We start from the raw sequence: 17,763 nt of genomic DNA, 5'->3' as shown, positions 1-17,763 counted from the left end.
AGAGTTGAAAGTTAAAAGCGACATTTTTCTTCACTTTCAACTTTTAACTCTCAACTTTCAACTCGTTAGATTTCTGCCGTTTTCTCTTTTAGCCAAGCCTTCTCTTCTTCGTTCAAATGCGGGCTTACCAAGTCGTATACCATCTGGTGGTATTTGTTCAGCCAGGCATGCTCACGTACGGAGAGCATAGACGGGATAACCAGTTTCGTATCGATGTAACATAAAGTCAATGTCTCGAAACCGAGGAACTTCCCGAATTCCGTTTCACTGTCTTCACGGATCAGGATCATATTTTCGGTACGGATGCCATATTCGCCGGGGCGGTACATGGCCGGTTCGTCGCTCATCACCATGCCCGGTTCCAGGATGACCGGATTTTCTTCCATGCGGATGCTTTGCGGCCCTTCGTGCACGTTCAAGCAATGGCCGATGCCGTGGCAGGTTCCGTGCAGATAGTTGATACCGGCATCCCACAAGGCTTTGCGGGCGAAAGCGTCGATCAGGCAGCCTCGTATGCCTGCGGGGAATTTGCATTTGGCAATTCCGATCGTACCTTTCAGGGCACGGGTAAAGTCTTTCTTCATCTGCTCGCTCGGCTCGTCGCAAAGGGCGATCGTACGGGTGATATCAGTCGTTCCGTCTAAATATTGGGCTCCGGAGTCGAGCAGGTATAAACTATCCATTTTCAGTTCCGTATCCGTTTCGGGTGTAGGAGAATAATGTACGACTGCTCCGTGCGGACCATAGCTGGATATGCTGGCAAAGCTGTCCATGACATATTGAGGCTGTTCGGCGCGTAAGGCCGTCAATTTGGCGGCGGCACTCAGCTCCGTCACCTTTTCTCCGGCTTTAAGCCTCTTTTCCAGCCAGAAATAGAACTTGGTCATGGCGATACCGTCTTTCAGGACAGCGTTGCGGAATCCTTTTATCTCTGTCTCGTTTTTGATGCTTTTCAGGTGGTTGGCGGGCGAGATCCCTTCTATCAGGATGCTGCTTTCAGGCAGTGCATTGTAGATAGCCACGTTGGTCCGTTTGCTGTCGATAAACACCCGTGTCCGTTCCGGCAGCCGTGACAGGAAGGTCGCCAACATGCCGTAATCGGCCAGGGTCACTCCTTCTTTCTTTAGATGTTCTGCTATTTCGGCAGGGATCTTTTTGGGGTTCACGAACAGTACACTCTCCTTCTCGGAAACGAATGCGTAGCTGATGACAACCGGATTATAGGCAACGTCCGTTCCCCTGATATTGAAGGTCCAGGCCACTTCGTCCAATGCGGAGAGGATGGTGCAGTCGGCTCCTGCCTTATGCAACATCTTGTTGATATCAAGTAGTTTGTCCTCGACTGATTTTCCGCTTAGTTCGACCGGCATTTCAAACATCGGAGCTTCCGGGATGGCAGGGCGTTCTTTCCAGATCGGATCGATCAGCGAAGCGTTTGTATTCAGTTTGATCTCTTTTTCCGCCAGCGCTTTTTCCAGTGTGCGGGCCTCCGCCAGGCTGTATGTCTCGCCGTTCAGTCCGACTGTCTGTCCCTTTTCTAATTCGTGTGCTAAGAACTCCGGGATGGTCGGGGTTTCGGGCAACATCATTTTGAAAAGCTCGATACCTGTCCCTTCCAATTGGGTAGAGGCTTGCAGGAAATAGCGGGAGTCGGTCCAAAGCCCGGCTTTGTCGGCTGTGATTATAACTGTTCCGGCTGAACCTGTGAATCCGGAAATCCATTCGCGGTATTTCCAGCAGTCAGCAGGATATTCACTCATGTGAGGATCGGAAGTCGGAATGATATAAGCATCGATTTTATGCTGCTTCATTGCTTCCCTCAGGGCGGCAATGCGTTCAGGAATGTTTGTTTTCATCGCATTTTATTTTATGTCAACATTACTTATTGGCAAAGTTATTAAATTTCTTTTCTTTCCGTGTCCTTGGAATAAAAAAATCAAATTTGCCCATGTTTCTGTCTTATATGTCATATGTTTTCGGAAAGATAGTTGTATATTCTGTAATCAGTGGCAGTGATTATATAATTGCTGTCACTGATTATATAATCGCTGCTACTGATTTTATAATCACTGTCGGCGATTACAGAATATATTAAAGGGCAGACAATTTTATATGACCGGAGGCGTATGCTTGTATCCTTGCACAATTCAGATTGCAATAAAAGGGTTTGATTAGTATAATTCCTGAAATATCTGTACCTTTGCGAGAGAACCTTTTAAATAATAATATAGGAAAAGCTAAAAGTTAGTATATGAGAAATATAATGTTATCGCTTATGACTGCAATGGCTATGACTGCCTGTACGGGGCAGAAGGCTGAGAAAGCGGAAGCTACTCAGGATAATTTCAATTATGTCGTGGATCAGTTTGCTGATCTTCAGATACTGCGTTATCAGGTTCCGGGATTCGAATCCCTTTCTTTGAAGCAGAAACAACTATTATATCATTTGTCGGAAGCCGCCCAGATGGGCCGGGATATTTTGTTCGACCAGAACTGCCGTTATAACCTGCCGGTCCGTCGTGCGCTGGAAGCTGTTTATACTGGCTATAAGGGAGATCGTACAGATCCGCAGTTTGTTGCTTTGGAGACGTATCTGAAACGGGTTTGGTTTGCCAACGGCATCCATCACCATTATGCAGAAGATAAGTTCGTTCCCGGCTTTACTCCCGAATTTTTCCGGACTTGTGTCTCGCAAGTCGAGTCTTCTGCACTTCCGCTACGTGAAGGGCAGACGGTGGAACAGTTTGTCGCCGAGATCAATCCCGTGATCTTTGATCCGGCCGTGATGGCGAAGCGTACGGTGCAGAGTGGCGATGTCGACCTGATCCGGGCTTCAGCCAACAATTATTATGGCGAAGGGGTTACCCAGAAAGAGGTAGAGGATTTCTATGCCCGGATGAAAGCCGGGAAAGATACGATTTCTCCGATCTCGTACGGCTTGAACAGTCGTCTGGTGAAAGAAAACGGCAAGCTGGTCGAAAAAGTGTGGAAAGTCGGTGGCCTCTATTCGCCGGCAATCGAAAAGATCGTGTCGGAATTGCAGAAAGCTGTGGCTTTTGCCGAGAACGATGCGCAAAAAGCAATTATCGGGAAACTGATCGAATATTATCAGACCGGCGACCTGAAAACTTTTGATGTCTATTCGATTTTGTGGGTGGAAGATACTGCATCGGATGTCGACTTTGTGAATGGCTTTATCGAGACATATGGAGATCCGTTGGGAATGAAAGCCAGCTGGGAATCAACCGTGAACTTTATAAACAAGGAGGCGACGAAGCGGACAAAAGTGATCAGTGACAATGCGCAGTGGTTCGAAGACCATTCTCCGGTAGATAAACGGTTTAAGAAAGAAAAGGTAAAAGGAGTCAGTGCCAAAGTGATTACAGTTTCCATGTTGGGAGGCGATTGCTATCCGGCAACTCCGATCGGTATCAACCTGCCAAATGCTGACTGGATTCGCCGCGATCATGGTTCGAAGTCCGTTACGATCGAGAATATCACCGAGGCATACGACAAAGCCTCTCAGGGAAATGGTTTTAATGAAGAATTTGTCTGGAGCGACAAGGAGCGCGAAGGATTGAAGAAATACGGATTTATCACCGACAACTTGCATACCGATTTGCATGAATGTCTGGGGCATGGCTCCGGCAAATTGCTTCCCGATACCGATCCGGATGCTTTGAAGGCATACAGTTCGACTTTGGAAGAGGCGCGTGCCGATCTTTTCGGTTTGTATTATCTTGGAGATACTAAGCTGGTGGAGCTCGGCTTGGTGCCGGATGCGGAGGCTTATAAGGCCGAATACTATAAATATATAATGAATGGCCTGATGACACAGCTGGTCCGGATCGAGCAGGGCAAGAATGTCGAAGAAGCCCATATGCGTAATCGCCAGCTGATCGCCAAATGGGTCTATGAAAAAGGAAAGGCCGATAATGTGATCGAACTGAAACGGCGGGATGGCAAGACCTACGTGGTTGTGGGCGACTATGCCAAGCTGCGTGAACTGTTCGGAACTTTGCTGGCGGAGGTACAACGCATCAAGAGCGAAGGCGATTTTGCCGCCGGAAAGAAACTGGTGGAAGAATATGCCGTAAAGGTCGATCCGGCTCTTCATGCCGAAGTGCTCGAACGTTATGCTAAGCTGAATCTGGCTCCATATAAGGGATTTGTGAACCCGGTGATGAAGGAAGTCAAGAATGATAAAGGAGCAGTAACGGATATTGTACTGGATTATACCGAAGGGTATGCCGATCAGATGCTTCGTTATAGTAAGGAATATTCGTTTTTACCCTCTTATAATGAATAAGTGTATGTTACAGGATGAATTAAAAGAAATACGGACCCAGCTTCGCCTGGCGATGAATGGGGTGATCTCTACCAGTATGCGCGAGAAGGGCATTGTTTATAAACTGAATTTCGGTGTCCCTCTGCCTGAGATCAAGCAGATTGCCGCTACGCATAAACCGGATTCCGAGCTGGCTGCCGCCTTGTGGAAAGAAGATATTCGTGAGTTCAAGATATTGGCTTCTCTCTTGCAACCGGTGGGCGGGTTCTCGTCGCGAAAAGCGGAGCAATGGGTGAAAGAAATCCCTTATTTGGAAATTGCGGAGCAGTGCAGCCATAATTTGTTTTATCGGTTGCCGGATGTGGAAGATTTGCTGTTTGGGCTGCTTGCTAATGTGGAAGACGAATACGCCCGGACGGTGGGTTTTCTGGTCAGTGTCGAACTACTAAAAAGAAAAAAGAAACTGAGTGAACAGGTAAAAGCTCTTATTTTCGTGGAAAGTTTACGGTCACTTGCTCGTCCTAACTTCGGTGCTTCATTTAAAGAAAAACAGGCAGCGTTGAACGCGTTGAAGTTTTATGGAAGGTTGTCGGCTGAAAAAGCTCAGTTAATACTTGAATCGTTCGACGCATTCCCCGAATTTATGAAGACGCCCGAAGGACGGGAAATATATAATGATTTAAAATTTGAATTTGAATATTGCCGTTAAGGCTTTGCGTTTAAAATAAATGCGCTAACTTTGTCGGTCGCGTGGAGTCGCAACTTGAAGATGGATGCAAAAAAGTACACAGAGATGCAAGACTTGTTTACCAGGTATCTTGCTGAGAAAAAACTACGAAAGACGGAGGAACGATATGCCATATTGGAGTGTATATGCAGTTTCCCCGGTCATTTCGATATGTGTTTGCTTCATCAGAAACTGGAGGAAATGAATTTTCATGTCAGTCGGGCTACTGTTTATAACACAGTCGACGTTTTGGTAGACAGTGGCTTGATTGTGCGTCATCAGCTGACAGCCCAGGCTGTGCAATATGAGTTGAGGATGCTGGCGGAGACACATTCGCATCTGATCTGTACGAAATGCGGAGCGATCAGGGAGCTGAAGGATGCGACACTGAAGAAAGATGTCGGAGCGTTGAAGATATCGCGTTTCACTCCGGAATATCATGCGCTTTACATTTACGGCTTGTGCAGTAAATGTAAGTACCGGCTTCAACGGAAGAAGTAAGAATATTAACATCTATATAAATATAAACGATGAAAGTTGACGTTCTATTAGGATTGCAGTGGGGTGACGAAGGCAAAGGAAAAGTTGTCGACGTTTTGACTCCGAATTACGATGTGATAACTCGTTTTCAGGGAGGTCCCAATGCAGGACATACTTTGGAATTTAACGGTGAAAAGTATGTGTTACGTTCCATCCCTTCCGGTATTTTCCAGGGAGGCAAGGTAAACGTTATCGGTAACGGTGTCGTACTGGATCCGTTGTTGTTCCAGCAGGAAGCGGAGGCACTCGCTGCCAGCGGACACGACCTGACCAAACAACTGTGTATCTCTAAGAAAGCTCATTTGATCCTGCCTACTCACCGTATACTGGATGCTGCTTACGAGGCTGCGAAAGGTTCGGGCAAAATCGGTACGACCGGTAAGGGTATCGGCCCGACTTATACGGACAAGATCAGCCGTAACGGTCTGCGCGTAGGCGACCTGTTGCACAATTTCGATGAAAAATATGCTGCGGCAAAAGCAAGACATGAAGCTATTCTGCGTTCTCTGAATTATGAATACGATATTACCGAATTGGAAGCGCAATGGTTCAAGGGATTGGAATATCTGAAACAGTTCCACCTGATCGACAGCGAGCATGTGATCAATAACTATTTGAAAGAAGGTAAGTCTGTTTTGGCTGAAGGGGCACAGGGCACTATGCTGGATATCGATTTCGGTTCGTATCCGTTCGTGACTTCTTCCAATACGATTTGTGCAGGTTGCTGTACCGGTTTGGGGGTTTCTCCGCGTAACATTGGCGAAGTGTATGGTATCTTCAAAGCTTATTGCACACGTGTCGGTAGCGGTCCGTTCCCAACAGAGCTGTTTGATGAAACAGGCAGTAAGATCCGCCAGATCGGTCATGAATATGGTGCCGTAACCGGGCGCGAACGCCGTTGTGGTTGGATTGACCTGGTTGCGTTGAAATATGCAATCATGATCAACGGTGTGACGAAACTGATTATGATGAAGAGCGATGTGTTGGATGGTTTCGATACGGTTAAGGCTTGCGTCGCTTATAAAGTCGATGGCAAGGAAACGACAGAGTTCCCGTTTGAAATCAACGAAGGCATCGAACCTGTATATGTGGAAATGCCGGGTTGGAATGTCGATATGACGAAGATGCAAAGTGAAGACGAATTCCCGGAAGAGTTCAACGCTTATATCTCTTTCCTTGAAGAAGAACTGGAAGTTCCGATCAAGATTGTTTCTGTCGGTCCTGACCGTGAGCAAACAATTGTCAGATATACCGAAGAATAAAACCTGAAAATAATACAAAATGGCAGAAGACCACCTCCCGGAAGGGGGATCTTCTGCCATTTTTTGTTTTTGGCAGGCTTTTTGTCGTTTATCATTTAGTATAACTATATAAATTAGAAGAATATGAGCATGTATTGGATTATATTTATCGGTTTTGCCCTTCTTAGCTGGCTGGTTTCTTCCAGACTCCAGAACAAGTTTGAAAAATATTCCAAGATTCCTATGCCGAATGGCATGACAGGGAAAGACGTGGCAGAAAAGATGTTGCATGATAACGGTATTTATGATGTAAAGGTTATTTCTACTCCCGGACATTTGACGGATCATTATAATCCGGCCAACCAAACCGTCAATCTGAGCGAATCGGTTTATTATAGTAATAGTATTGCTGCCGCTGCTGTTGCGGCTCATGAATGCGGGCATGCTGTCCAGCATGCTACAGCTTATGCGCCTCTCCGGATGCGTTCGGCTTTGGTTCCGGTCGTCAGCTTTGCTTCCAACATTATGACATGGGTGTTGTTGGGGGGGATGCTGTTGATAAATAGTTTTCCTCAGTTGTTGCTTTTCGGTATTATTTTGTTTGCTTCGACTACCTTGTTCAGTTTTATTACACTGCCGGTCGAGATCAATGCAAGTCAGCGGGCTTTGGCTTGGTTAAGCAATGCCGGTATCACGAATGTTTATACGCATGATAAGGCTGAAGACGCTTTGCGTTCCGCTGCTTACACGTATGTAGTGGCCGCTTTGGGTTCGCTTGCTACGTTATTATATTATATCATGATTTTCTTGGGTGGAAGAAGCCGGGATTAAATAGGAAGCATTACCTTTGCAACCTGAATAAATAAATTAGTGAATCATGCAAAAGCCGTCTATCCCTAAAGGAACAAGAGATTTTTCGCCTGAAGAAATGGCGAAGCGTAATTATATATTCAATACTATCCGCGAAGTATACCATCTGTACGGATTTCAGCAGATCGAAACTCCGGCTATGGAAAACCTGTCTACGCTGATGGGTAAATATGGAGAAGAGGGCGATAAGTTGCTTTTCAAAATATTGAATTCCGGAAATTGTCTTTCCGGAATAACGGATGAAGAATTGCTGGAACGCAACGCCGTGAGGTTTGGGGTGAAAGCTTGCGAAAAAGGGTTACGTTATGATCTGACAGTTCCTTTTGCCCGTTATGTGGTGCAGCACCGTAATGATATCACTTTCCCGTTCAAGCGTTACCAGATACAGCCTGTATGGCGTGCTGACCGTCCGCAGAAAGGACGTTACCGCGAATTTTATCAGTGTGACGGAGATGTGGTAGGTTCCGATTCGCTGGTGAACGAAGTCGAACTGATCCAGATTATGGATGAGGTCTTTCATCGTTTCGGCATTCGTGTCTGCATAAAGATGAACAACCGTAAGATTCTTTCCGGTATTGCCGAGATAATCGGTGAAGCTGACAAGATTGTCGATATCACGGTTGCTATCGACAAATTGGATAAGATTGGACTGGATAATGTGAATGAAGAGTTGCGTTCCAAGGATTTGTCCGAAGATGCAATCGCTCGTTTGCAACCCATCATTATGCTGAAAGGAACGAACCGCGAAAAGCTGGTTGTCCTGAAAAAGGAACTGGCTGCATCGGAAATTGCGATGAAAGGTATTGCCGAGATGGAATTTATCCTGGATCGTATCGAAAAGTTGGAACTGAATGCAGAGCTGGAGCTGGACTTGACGTTGGCGCGTGGGCTGAATTACTATACAGGTGCCATCTTCGAGGTGAAAGCACTGGATGTACAGATCGGAAGTATCACGGGGGGAGGGCGCTATGACAATTTGACCGGTGTGTTTGGCATGGACGGTGTTTCTGGTGTCGGAATCTCTTTCGGGGCTGATCGCATCTTCGATGTCTTGAACCAGCTGGAACTTTATCCCGTCGATTCTTTGAAGACCACGCAACTGCTGTTCGTGAACTTCGGCGAGAAAGAAGAAAACTATTTGTTGCCTCTGATCTCGAAAGTGCGTGCTGCCGGTATCCGTACGGAGTTGTATCCCGAAGCTGCCAAAATGAAAAAACAGATGGGATATGCCGATACGAAGAAGATTCCGTTTGTGGCGATTGTCGGTGAAAATGAAATAAACGAGGGCAAGATCAATCTGAAGAACATGTTGACAGGCGAACAGTCTCTCGTCACGATAGAAGAATTGATCGAAAGATTCTAACTGTGTTCAACCGTTACTTCTGATACTGTCCGTTTCTACTATTTTAATAGACTGATAGTTGAACTTCCCCATTCACTCTCTTGTTGTAATGGGGAAGTTCTTTTGTGCAGGATGGTCATCCTGTCAGACATATTTGCATTGTCTGCCTTTCCGAAGTGCAAAATTGTCAGTCTTTTCCCTGACAACAGTTTTGGCACAGTATTCGCATAAGCATTTACGTGCGATAAGAAAGCACAAGATTAACGTAATATTATTAACAACTAAAAAAATATACAACGATGAACATTAGACCATTAGCAGACAGAGTGCTGATTAAGCCAGCTGCAGCAGAAGAAAAGACACTTGGCGGAATCATTATTCCCGATTCAGCAAAAGAAAAACCTTTAAAAGGTGAAGTTGTTGCCGTAGGTAACGGAACAAAGGATGAGGAAATGGTTGTAAAGAATGGCGATACTGTATTGTATGGTAAGTATGCCGGTACGGAAATCGAACTGGACGGTGAAAAATATCTAATCATGCGTCAGTCTGATATTTTGGCTATTATCTGAACAATTGACAATTGATAGTGGACAATTGACAATTAAAAATATTTATACATTTATATAAAACGATAGAAATCATGGCAAAAGAAATTAAATACGATATGGATGCCCGCGACCTTCTGAAGAAAGGCGTGGATGAATTGGCTAACGCAGTAAAAGTAACACTGGGCCCGAAGGGACGTAACGTGATCATCGAAAAGAAGTTCGGTGCTCCCCATATCACAAAAGATGGTGTAACAGTTGCTAAAGAAGTGGAAGTTGCTTGCCCGTTTGAAAACATGGGCGCTCAACTGGTTAAGGAAGTTGCTTCAAAGACAAACGATAATGCCGGTGACGGTACGACGACTGCAACAGTTCTGGCACAGTCTATTATCGGTGTCGGTCTGAAGAACGTAACGGCAGGTGCCAACCCTATGGACCTGAAACGTGGTATTGATAAAGCGGTAGCTAAAGTCGTAGAGAGCATCGCTGCTCAGTCTGAAGCTGTAGGTGACCAGTTCGAAAAGATCGAACACGTAGCCAAGATTTCCGCTAACGGTGACGAAGCCATCGGTAAACTGATCGCAGAAGCTATGCAGAGAGTAAAAACCGAAGGTGTTATCACTGTAGAAGAAGCTAAAGGTACGGAAACTACAGTAGACGTAGTAGAAGGTATGCAGTTCGACCGTGGTTATATCTCCCCGTATTTTGTAACTAATACGGAAAAGATGGAATGCGAGATGGAAAATCCGTATATCCTGATCTACGACAAGAAGATCTCTGTATTGAAAGATTTGCTGCCTATCCTTGAACCGGCAGTTCAGAGCGGTCGTCCTCTGTTGATCATCGCTGAAGATATCGATAGTGAAGCTTTGGCAACTTTGGTTGTAAACCGTCTGCGTGGTTCTTTGAAGATCTGTGCTGTTAAGGCTCCGGGCTTCGGTGACCGTCGTAAAGCTATGTTGGAAGATATTGCTGTCCTGACAGGTGGTGTTGTGATCTCCGAAGAAAAAGGCTTGAAGCTGGAAGGTGCTACAATGGATATGCTGGGTACGGCTGAAAAGGTTACGGTAGACAAAGATACGACTACTATCGTAAACGGTGCAGGTGATAAGGAAGCTATTCAGGCTCGTATCGGACAGATCAAGACTCAGATTGAAAATACGACTTCCGACTATGACAAGGAAAAATTGCAGGAACGTCTGGCTAAGATGGCCGGTGGCGTTGCCGTACTGTATGTAGGTGCTCCTTCTGAAGTTGAAATGAAAGAAAAGAAAGACCGTGTCGACGATGCCCTGCATGCAACTCGTGCTGCTATCGAAGAAGGTACGGTTCCTGGTGGTGGTGTCGCTTACATCCGTGCTATCGAAACGTTGGAAGGCATGAAGGGTGAAAACGAAGACGAAACAACCGGTATCGAAATCGTTAAACGCGCTATCGAAGAACCGTTGCGCCAGATCGTAGCCAACGCTGGTAAAGAAGGTGCGGTAGTTGTTCAGAAAGTAAAAGAAGGCAAAGGTGACTTCGGTTACAATGCCCGTGCAGACAAGTATGAAAACTTGTGTGCAGCTGGTGTAATCGACCCTGCTAAGGTAACACGTGTAGCTTTGGAAAATGCCGCTTCTATCGCAGGAATGTTCCTGACTACCGAATGTGTGATCGCTGAAAAGAAAGAAGAAGCTCCGGCAGCTCCTGCTATGAACCCGGGTATGGGTGGCATGGGCGGTATGATGTAATTCTTCCCATAAAGCATAAAATCAGAAACGGCCGCTTCTTGAAAGGAGGTGGCCGTTTTTGTGTAAAAAAGTAGAGTTACAGTTTGGCGGTTTCAAAAAAGTTGTTACCTTTGCAACCGCAATCGAGAGAGATTGCTTCACTGAAAAGTGTTGAATTGCCCAGGTGGCGGAATTGGTAGACGCGCACGTTTCAGGTGCGTGTGTCGAGAGGCATGCAGGTTCGAGTCCTGTTCTGGGCACTTCAAAGCGGATAACTCATATGGTTGTCCGCTTTTTTTATATCCCTTTATGAGGTTTGATTAAACTTTGAGCCACTATTTCCGTCCTTTATAGGAAAAGAACGGAAGGAGATAATGATTATTTTCTTATATTTACCCCAAATTAATGAGTAGGAATGCAACAATATATAGAGGAAGAGATAATAAAACAATTACGTGATCCGGCGCATCAACGTGATGCTTTCGCACAGGTTGTCAATTTCTACGGGGAGAAGTTGTATTGGCAGATACGAAAGATGGTATTGGACCATGATGATGCAAACGACTTATTGCAGAATACATTCCTGAAAGCCTGGACGAATGTCGACTATTTCCGGGGAGAAGCGAAGTTATCGACTTGGTTGTATAAGATTGCGATAAACGAATGTATAACCTTTCTGAACCGCCAGCGTACACAGAACAATGTCTCGATCGATGATACGGACGTGTTTTTGTTGGATCGTCTGAAAGGAGACGAGTACTTCGACGGGGATGCTGCACAGATGAAGTTGCAGGAAGCCATCCTGACATTGCCGGAGAAACAGCGTGCCGTTTTTAATATGAAATATTTTGACGATATGAAATATGAAGATATGTCTGAGATTTTCGGAACTTCCGTAGGCGCTTTAAAAGCCTCCTATCACCATGCGGTGAAGAAAGTAGAGGAGTTTTTAACAAAAGACATTTAAACCTTTCGTGTTACCATTTGTCAAAAGAACATAAAAGAGAGATGATATGAAAACAGAACAAAACAATCTGGACCGTCTTAAAGGGAAAAATCCTTTTACTGTGCCTAAGGGGTATATGGAGGGATTGACGGCAAACATTATGAGTCAGCTTCCCGAAAGAGAGCCTGAGAAGGAGGCTAAAAAAGTTTCCTTGATGGATCGTGTTCGTCCCTGGTTATATATGGCAGCCGTTTTTGCCGGATTGGGGTTGTTTTTTAAAGTTTTGGTCGGACCCGAAGATAAAGCGGCGAAAACCGACTCGCTACTCGTGAAAACAGAAGTGTCTCCTGCCTCAGTTTCCGCTCTACAAGCGGCCGAGGACGAAGAATACCTGGAGTACCTGGAAGAGCAGTATGCCGGTTATATATTGGCAGAAGAAATAGGGGAAACCGAATAAATTGAAAAAAAATGAAGTTTGACGAAATATTTTTGAAAGAATACTTGTATGAATAAAATATTTTTTATTACATTTGTGGCGTGTTCAGTTGTGTTCTCATTCAGTGCTCACGCTCAAAGTGGGAAACAGCATCGCAATTTTGATAGAGAAGCGTTCCTTGCTAAGAAGAATGCTTTTATTACGGCAGAAATGGGGTTGACCCCGGAAGAGGCTGCATCATTCATACCTCTTTGTAACGAACTGCAGGAAAAGATGTTTGAGGCCGGTCGTGAATGTCGTAAACTATCCAAAGATTTAAAGCACAATGAAAGTGCGACTGATGCTGATTATTTAAAGGTGATTGATGAGTGTGTGAGCGTAAACATGAAGCAGGCACAATTGGAAAAGGAGTATTATGAAAAGTTTAAAAAGATATTGTCTCCAAAGAAACTTTATAAATACAAACGTGCAGAAGGAAAGTTTGTGCGGGAATTTATGAGAGGAGGAGATAATAGAAAAGAAGAGAATAAAAAGAAATAAAATATTATCATTATTTGTGTTTTTTGTTTAGATTTAGTTTTGGCGTTTAAGTTAAGGGAGGGGTGGCGACGTGATGTCGGTTCCCCTTTTGTTTTATAACCCTTTCGCTTTTGCTTCGTTCCAGATCCGGTCCATTTCTTCCAAAGACATATCTTTTAATGACTTGCCTTCTTTGATAGTATGTTCTTCTAAATAGTTGAAGCGGCGGGTGAACTTCTGATTTGTGCGTTCTAAAGCATTGTCCGGATTGATCTTATAGAGGCGGGCAGCATTGATCAGGCTGAAGAACAGGTCTCCGAACTCAGCTTCCATCTTGTCTGCATCCATCTTGTCGATTTCGGTCTTCAGTTCGGTAAACTCTTCGTGCACCTTATCCCAGACTTGGTCGCGCTGTTCCCAGTCGAAACCTACGTTGCGGGCTTTATCCTGGATGCGGTGAGCTTTGACCACGGAAGGGAGCGAAGCGGGGACCCCTTCGAGAACTGTCTTGTTACCGCCTTTTTCCTTTAGCTTGAGTTGTTCCCAGCTCTGTTCTACTTTGCCGGCTGTATCGGCCTGTGCGCTTCCAAAAACGTGCGGATGGCGATAGATCAGTTTCTGGCAAAGACTGTCGCATACATCTTTGATGTCGAACGCCATCTTTTCTTCACCGATCTTGGCATAGAAGACAATGTGCAAGAGCAAGTCGCCCAATTCTTTTTTAATGTTATTGTTGTCATCTTTCATGATGGCATCGCATAGTTCGTAAGTCTCTTCGATTGTATTCGTGCGAAGACTTTCGTTTGTTTGTTTACGGTCCCACGGACATTTTACACGAAGCTCGTCTAATATGTCGAGCAATTGTCCGAAGGCTTCCATCTTTTCTTGTTTAGTTGCCATTTGTCTGTTTGTTATAATAGGGAAGAATGTGGAGGGGAAGATATCGGTATTCATGGGACGCAGATGACGCAGACTGGCACAGATTAACGCGGATACTATTAATTGTCAACAAAATAAATCTGCGTCAGTCTGCGTGTTCTGGATTATCTGCGTCCGGTAATATCAATTTGACACACCCTCACATTACTTATGAGATATTATTTATCATTTTCTTGTTCTTTAAATACTTTCAATCCGTTTTCCAGGAATTTGATATAGTCGGGAACACTTTCGTTGAATGCATATGACGGGCCGATCGGTTCGCCTTCGGCATTCAGCAAAATGTAGAACGGTTGGGCGTTTGCACCGAATTTGCTGCGCTGCAAATAACTCCATTTGTCGCCGATTGTTTTCAACTTGCGAGTCTTGCCATGCTCCTCGATCGTGATCGGATGCGGCAGCTTCGTCTTGTCGTCGACCATCAGGGTGATCAGGACATAATCATTTTCCAATATCTGTTTTACTTTCGGGTCGGTCCAAACGGATGCTTCCATCTTGCGGCAGTTCACACAACCGAAGCCGGAGAAATCGATCATGACCGGCTTGTTCACCTTCTTGGCGTATGCCATGCCGACTTCGTAATCGTCAAAAGCAGCGTGTACTTCACTGTTGTACAGGTTGAAATCCTGAGTATACAGAGGAGGAGCAAAGGCGCTGATTGCTTTCAATGGCGCTCCCCAAAGCCCCGGAACCATATAAACGGCAAAAGAGAAAGAAATGATCGCCATGAACAGACGCGGTACGGATACATACGGCAAGTCACTGTCATGGCTGAACTTGATTTTGCCTAACAGGTAAGCTCCCAACAGGGCAAAGATAACGATCCAAAGCACGATAAACACTTCGCGGTCCAGCAAGCGCCATCCATAGGCCAGGTCGGCGACAGAGAGGAACTTGAGCGCCAGTGCCAGTTCAAGGAAGCCTAACACCACCTTGACGGAATTGAGCCAACCACCGGATTTCGGCATGCTTTGCAGCATATTCGGGAAGATGGCGAAAAGGCTGAACGGAATAGACAGTGCCAATGCAAAACCGAACATACCGATAGCCGGTCCTACTGCCGTTCCCATTGAAGCAGCCTGTACCAGCAAAGTCCCGATAATCGGGCCTGTGCAAGAGAAGGAAACCAACACCAGAGTGAACGACATGAAGAAAATACTGATAATGCCCGTTGTTGAATCCGCCTTCGTATCCAGCTTATTTGTCCAGGAAGAGGGCAATACCATTTCGAACGCTCCGAAGAAAGAGATGGCAAAGATAACTAACAGCAGGAAGAAAATGATATTGAAGATTGCATTTGTCGACAAGTCGTTCAGCGCACTTGCCCCGAATATCCCCGTAATCAGCAATCCCATCACCAGATAAATCACAATGATCGAAAGTCCGTATGTCACCGCATCGCGGATCGCCTTTTTGCGGTCCTTTGTCCGTTTAAGGAAGAAACTGACCGTCATCGGGATCATCGGCCATACACAGGGTGTTAGCAGGGCGATTAATCCACCTAAGAAACCGGCGAAGAAGATGAACAACCACGATGTATCGGTCGCGGAAACCGTCGTGTCGCCGAAAGCCTTCAACCGGTCAATGACGGGAGTCCAGAGAGCAGCGTTGTCGGTCAGCTCATTGGATACGAGGACCGGCTTATTCTCCGCTTTGTCCTTATTGACATCAGGAGTGGGAGTTTTCAGTTCTGCCACTTCTTCTACCACCTTTTCGGTATCCGGTTGCACGGCTGTTACATCGTCTTGCTCGACTTCCGGTTTTTCCACCACTGTTTCGGCGACGGCTGTCATTTTTATATTCTTTTTGTCGAATGAGAAGCTGACGCGGTCGGGAGGCAGACAAGTTTCGTCGTTGCAAGCCATGAATTCTACTTCCCCTTCGGCTTTAAACTTGGCTGGATCGGTCACTTTGAACTTTTGGGTGAACGAAACGGTACCCGGATACCAACGTAGGTTCATGGCGAACAGTTCGTCGTACACGGTGGTCGGTTTGACAGATGAAGTCGGCTTGCCGATCAGCTCGGCTCCCTTTAATGTCTCGAATGTGAACGAAGTGGAGACGGGGCCGCCTTCCGGCAGGTCCTGGTCATACAAATGCCAGCCTTTATCGGCAGTAGCGGTAAATACGATCTCTTTCTCTGCTGAGCCGGAGTCATTCAGTTGTATTTTCCATTTCACAGGCTGGAGAATCTGTGCCTGTACAGTCAGTGCGACGAGCACCAACATCAAGGTACTAAAGAGCTTCTTCATATTATTTTTATTTTTGTTTATGAGCTAAAGAAGTGAATTTATCAGGAATGCGTGTCTCGAAATGCATTTCTTCGCCCGTTACCGGATGAATGAAATCGAGTCGTCGGGCGTGAAGCATCAGGCGTCCGGTTGGATCTGTCTCCGCACCGTACTTGTAATCGCCTGCGATGGAGTGCCCGATCGATTGCATCTGTGCGCGTATCTGGTTCTTGCGGCCTGTCTCCAGGTCGAGTTCCAACAGCGAATAGGCCCCGTTACTGTGTAGCAGGCGATAGCGTGTGATCGCCTCTTTTCCGTCTCCTTCAGTTGTCACATACACTTGCATCTTGGTGTTTTCGGTCAGGTTGGAAATGATCAGATCGGAATCCTTTTCCGGACGTCCTTCCACTACGGCGACGTATGTGCGTGCCGTGATGGCAGAGTTCCAGTTCGATTGCAATGCTTTTTGCACTTGCAGGTTCTTGGCGAACATCATCAACCCCGAAGTGTCGCGGTCCAGGCGATGGAGCACGAATATCTTGTTGCGTGGGTCCGTCTTCTTGACGTACCCGCTAAGTAGATGAAAAGCGGTCCGTTCCTTTACACGCGTGCTGGAAACCGAAAGCAAGCCTTCTTTCTTGTTTACGACTATCAAGTCGTCATCTTCCCAAACAATCGTGAGCAGCGGGTTGTTGAACTCGACTTTTCCTCGTTCGTAACTGATTAACACTTCGTCGCCCGGTATGAGCGGCGTGTTGAACTGGGAGGTTACCGTACCATTGACTGAAATCTGTCCGTGGGCGAGTAGTGCCTTGACTGAACTTTTACTTTGTTCGTTTAAAAGACCGAACAGGAAAGGAAGTAACGTATTCTCCTCTTTCACTGTAACTTTACGTCCTCGAGGGGCCTTGGATCTATCTGTGCCTCTGTATTCTGAGCGTCTTGCCATATTCCTAATTATATATAGTTGACAAAGATACTGGCTTTTGCGCAATGCTGCAAGGAGATACGGACAAATAAAATAAATCAAGCATTACTGTATTTCTCTGTATTTATTAGTTCTTCTTCCTTTATTTATTATATCTTTGAGTGTAATTCCCAAATCGTCCGCCGTAGGACGAACGGTTGTTCGCCGATTGGTGAACGATCGTCCTCCAGCCAGCGAACGACCGTTCGCCAGAAAAAAAACTGTCGGTTTCACCCAGGAAGTGTGCGAGCAGCGGACGATGGAATACCTAAAGACGCATCCTTACATAACCGGCAAGGTCTATCGCGGCCTTTGCCGTTGCGGGAAGACGAAGGCGGCTGCGGATCTGAAGAAGATGATGCAGGAAGGAAAGTTGGTGCGGACATTCGTCGGGAATGCGTATTTGTTCCGTGTCCCTATGGACGGGCGGAAGGAGAAAAGGAAAATCAAAAAGAAATAA

16 protein-coding genes and 1 tRNA gene are annotated in these 17,763 nt (G+C 45.8%); 13 read left to right on the top strand and 4 right to left on the bottom strand.

The features are described 5' to 3' along the window. Window positions 1-65 precede the first annotated feature (65 nt). Window positions 66-1,856, bottom strand: a complete 1,791-nt coding sequence (locus NQ564_RS11790; RefSeq protein WP_008151438.1) for an aminopeptidase P family protein — start codon at window positions 1,854-1,856, stop codon at window positions 66-68. Between the two features lie 395 nt (window positions 1,857-2,251). On the opposite strand from NQ564_RS11790, the gene NQ564_RS11785 reads away from it, so the two are divergent. From NQ564_RS11785 to NQ564_RS11730, 12 genes are all read left to right on the top strand, one after another. Continuing rightward, complete coding sequence (locus NQ564_RS11785) at window positions 2,252-4,309, top strand: dipeptidyl-peptidase 3 family protein (RefSeq protein WP_008151435.1); 2,058 nt, start codon at window positions 2,252-2,254, stop codon at window positions 4,307-4,309. A 4-nt stretch (window positions 4,310-4,313) separates the two neighbouring features. Next, entirely contained in the window at window positions 4,314-4,997 is a 684-nt protein-coding gene (locus NQ564_RS11780) for a DNA alkylation repair protein (RefSeq protein WP_008157129.1), read from the top strand. A gap of 60 nt (window positions 4,998-5,057) precedes the next feature. Then, entirely contained in the window at window positions 5,058-5,516 is a 459-nt protein-coding gene (locus NQ564_RS11775; protein ID WP_008151431.1) for a Fur family transcriptional regulator, read from the top strand. Window positions 5,517-5,545: 29 nt separating this feature from the next. Further along, entirely contained in the window at window positions 5,546-6,817 is a 1,272-nt protein-coding gene (locus NQ564_RS11770) for an adenylosuccinate synthase (RefSeq protein WP_008151429.1), read from the top strand. A 123-nt stretch (window positions 6,818-6,940) separates the two neighbouring features. Then, complete coding sequence (locus NQ564_RS11765) at window positions 6,941-7,627, top strand: zinc metallopeptidase (protein ID WP_008151428.1); 687 nt, start codon at window positions 6,941-6,943, stop codon at window positions 7,625-7,627. Between the two features lie 46 nt (window positions 7,628-7,673). After that, window positions 7,674-9,029, top strand: a complete 1,356-nt coding sequence (hisS, locus tag NQ564_RS11760; RefSeq protein ID WP_008151426.1) for a histidine--tRNA ligase — start codon at window positions 7,674-7,676, stop codon at window positions 9,027-9,029. A gap of 278 nt (window positions 9,030-9,307) precedes the next feature. Further along, window positions 9,308-9,577, top strand: a complete 270-nt coding sequence (locus tag NQ564_RS11755; protein ID WP_005636683.1) for a co-chaperone GroES — start codon at window positions 9,308-9,310, stop codon at window positions 9,575-9,577. A gap of 71 nt (window positions 9,578-9,648) precedes the next feature. Next, window positions 9,649-11,286: a chaperonin GroEL gene (groL, locus tag NQ564_RS11750; protein ID WP_008157134.1), complete on the top strand. Its 1,638-nt coding sequence runs from the start codon at window positions 9,649-9,651 to the stop codon at window positions 11,284-11,286. A 157-nt stretch (window positions 11,287-11,443) separates the two neighbouring features. Then, a tRNA-Leu gene (locus NQ564_RS11745) sits at window positions 11,444-11,525 on the top strand. A 155-nt stretch (window positions 11,526-11,680) separates the two neighbouring features. Further along, window positions 11,681-12,232 carry an RNA polymerase sigma factor gene (locus NQ564_RS11740; RefSeq protein WP_008151413.1) on the top strand — a complete coding sequence of 184 codons (552 nt, stop codon included), beginning with the start codon at window positions 11,681-11,683 and terminating at the stop codon, window positions 12,230-12,232. Window positions 12,233-12,278: 46 nt separating this feature from the next. Further along, on the top strand, window positions 12,279-12,668 hold the full coding sequence (locus NQ564_RS11735; protein ID WP_008151411.1) for a hypothetical protein: 390 nt from the start codon (window positions 12,279-12,281) through the stop codon (window positions 12,666-12,668). A gap of 48 nt (window positions 12,669-12,716) precedes the next feature. Beyond that, window positions 12,717-13,187 (top strand): hypothetical protein, encoded by a 471-nt coding sequence (locus tag NQ564_RS11730; RefSeq protein WP_008151410.1) that lies wholly within the window; start codon window positions 12,717-12,719, stop codon window positions 13,185-13,187. Between the two features lie 93 nt (window positions 13,188-13,280). Here NQ564_RS11730 and mazG read toward each other — a convergent pair whose 3' ends face one another. The 3 genes from mazG to NQ564_RS11715 all read right to left on the bottom strand — a co-directional run bounded on the left by mazG (window position 13,281) and on the right by NQ564_RS11715 (window position 17,285). Beyond that, complete coding sequence (gene mazG / locus NQ564_RS11725) at window positions 13,281-14,066, bottom strand: nucleoside triphosphate pyrophosphohydrolase (RefSeq protein WP_008157145.1); 786 nt, start codon at window positions 14,064-14,066, stop codon at window positions 13,281-13,283. A gap of 197 nt (window positions 14,067-14,263) precedes the next feature. After that, complete coding sequence (locus NQ564_RS11720; protein WP_008151406.1) at window positions 14,264-16,357, bottom strand: protein-disulfide reductase DsbD family protein; 2,094 nt, start codon at window positions 16,355-16,357, stop codon at window positions 14,264-14,266. Window positions 16,358-16,364: 7 nt separating this feature from the next. After that, the gene (locus tag NQ564_RS11715; RefSeq protein WP_008151404.1) at window positions 16,365-17,285 is read right to left on the bottom strand and encodes an RluA family pseudouridine synthase; all 921 of its coding nucleotides are present in this window, start codon (window positions 17,283-17,285) and stop codon (window positions 16,365-16,367) included. A gap of 136 nt (window positions 17,286-17,421) precedes the next feature. On the opposite strand from NQ564_RS11715, the gene NQ564_RS11710 reads away from it, so the two are divergent. Then, window positions 17,422-17,763 carry a hypothetical protein gene (locus NQ564_RS11710; protein WP_129650108.1) on the top strand — a complete coding sequence of 114 codons (342 nt, stop codon included), beginning with the start codon at window positions 17,422-17,424 and terminating at the stop codon, window positions 17,761-17,763.

It is taken from the genome of Parabacteroides johnsonii DSM 18315 (assembly GCF_025151045.1).
Taxonomy (GTDB): domain Bacteria; phylum Bacteroidota; class Bacteroidia; order Bacteroidales; family Tannerellaceae; genus Parabacteroides; species Parabacteroides johnsonii.
The sequence above is the reverse complement of the archived record's forward strand: the minus strand, read 5'-3'. Positions and strand labels throughout refer to the sequence as shown.

Excerpts from the sequence above, each read along its gene's own strand:
- groL (WP_008157134.1), top strand. The coding sequence starts at position 9,649 with ATGGCAAAAGAAATTAAATACGATATGGATGCCCGCGACCTTCTGAAG.
- NQ564_RS11775 (WP_008151431.1), top strand. The coding sequence starts at position 5,058 with ATGGATGCAAAAAAGTACACAGAGATGCAAGACTTGTTTACCAGGTAT.
- NQ564_RS11785 (WP_008151435.1), top strand. The coding sequence starts at position 2,252 with ATGAGAAATATAATGTTATCGCTTATGACTGCAATGGCTATGACTGCC.
- NQ564_RS11740 (WP_008151413.1), top strand. The coding sequence starts at position 11,681 with ATGCAACAATATATAGAGGAAGAGATAATAAAACAATTACGTGATCCG.
- NQ564_RS11790 (WP_008151438.1), bottom strand. The coding sequence starts at position 1,856 with ATGAAAACAAACATTCCTGAACGCATTGCCGCCCTGAGGGAAGCAATG.
- NQ564_RS11770 (WP_008151429.1), top strand. The coding sequence starts at position 5,546 with ATGAAAGTTGACGTTCTATTAGGATTGCAGTGGGGTGACGAAGGCAAA.
- hisS (WP_008151426.1), top strand. The coding sequence starts at position 7,674 with ATGCAAAAGCCGTCTATCCCTAAAGGAACAAGAGATTTTTCGCCTGAA.
- NQ564_RS11755 (WP_005636683.1), top strand. The coding sequence starts at position 9,308 with ATGAACATTAGACCATTAGCAGACAGAGTGCTGATTAAGCCAGCTGCA.
- NQ564_RS11765 (WP_008151428.1), top strand. The coding sequence starts at position 6,941 with ATGAGCATGTATTGGATTATATTTATCGGTTTTGCCCTTCTTAGCTGG.
- NQ564_RS11720 (WP_008151406.1), bottom strand. The coding sequence starts at position 16,357 with ATGAAGAAGCTCTTTAGTACCTTGATGTTGGTGCTCGTCGCACTGACT.
- NQ564_RS11780 (WP_008157129.1), top strand. The coding sequence starts at position 4,314 with ATGTTACAGGATGAATTAAAAGAAATACGGACCCAGCTTCGCCTGGCG.
- NQ564_RS11715 (WP_008151404.1), bottom strand. The coding sequence starts at position 17,285 with ATGGCAAGACGCTCAGAATACAGAGGCACAGATAGATCCAAGGCCCCT.
- mazG (WP_008157145.1), bottom strand. The coding sequence starts at position 14,066 with ATGGCAACTAAACAAGAAAAGATGGAAGCCTTCGGACAATTGCTCGAC.
- NQ564_RS11730 (WP_008151410.1), top strand. The coding sequence starts at position 12,717 with ATGAATAAAATATTTTTTATTACATTTGTGGCGTGTTCAGTTGTGTTC.
- NQ564_RS11735 (WP_008151411.1), top strand. The coding sequence starts at position 12,279 with ATGAAAACAGAACAAAACAATCTGGACCGTCTTAAAGGGAAAAATCCT.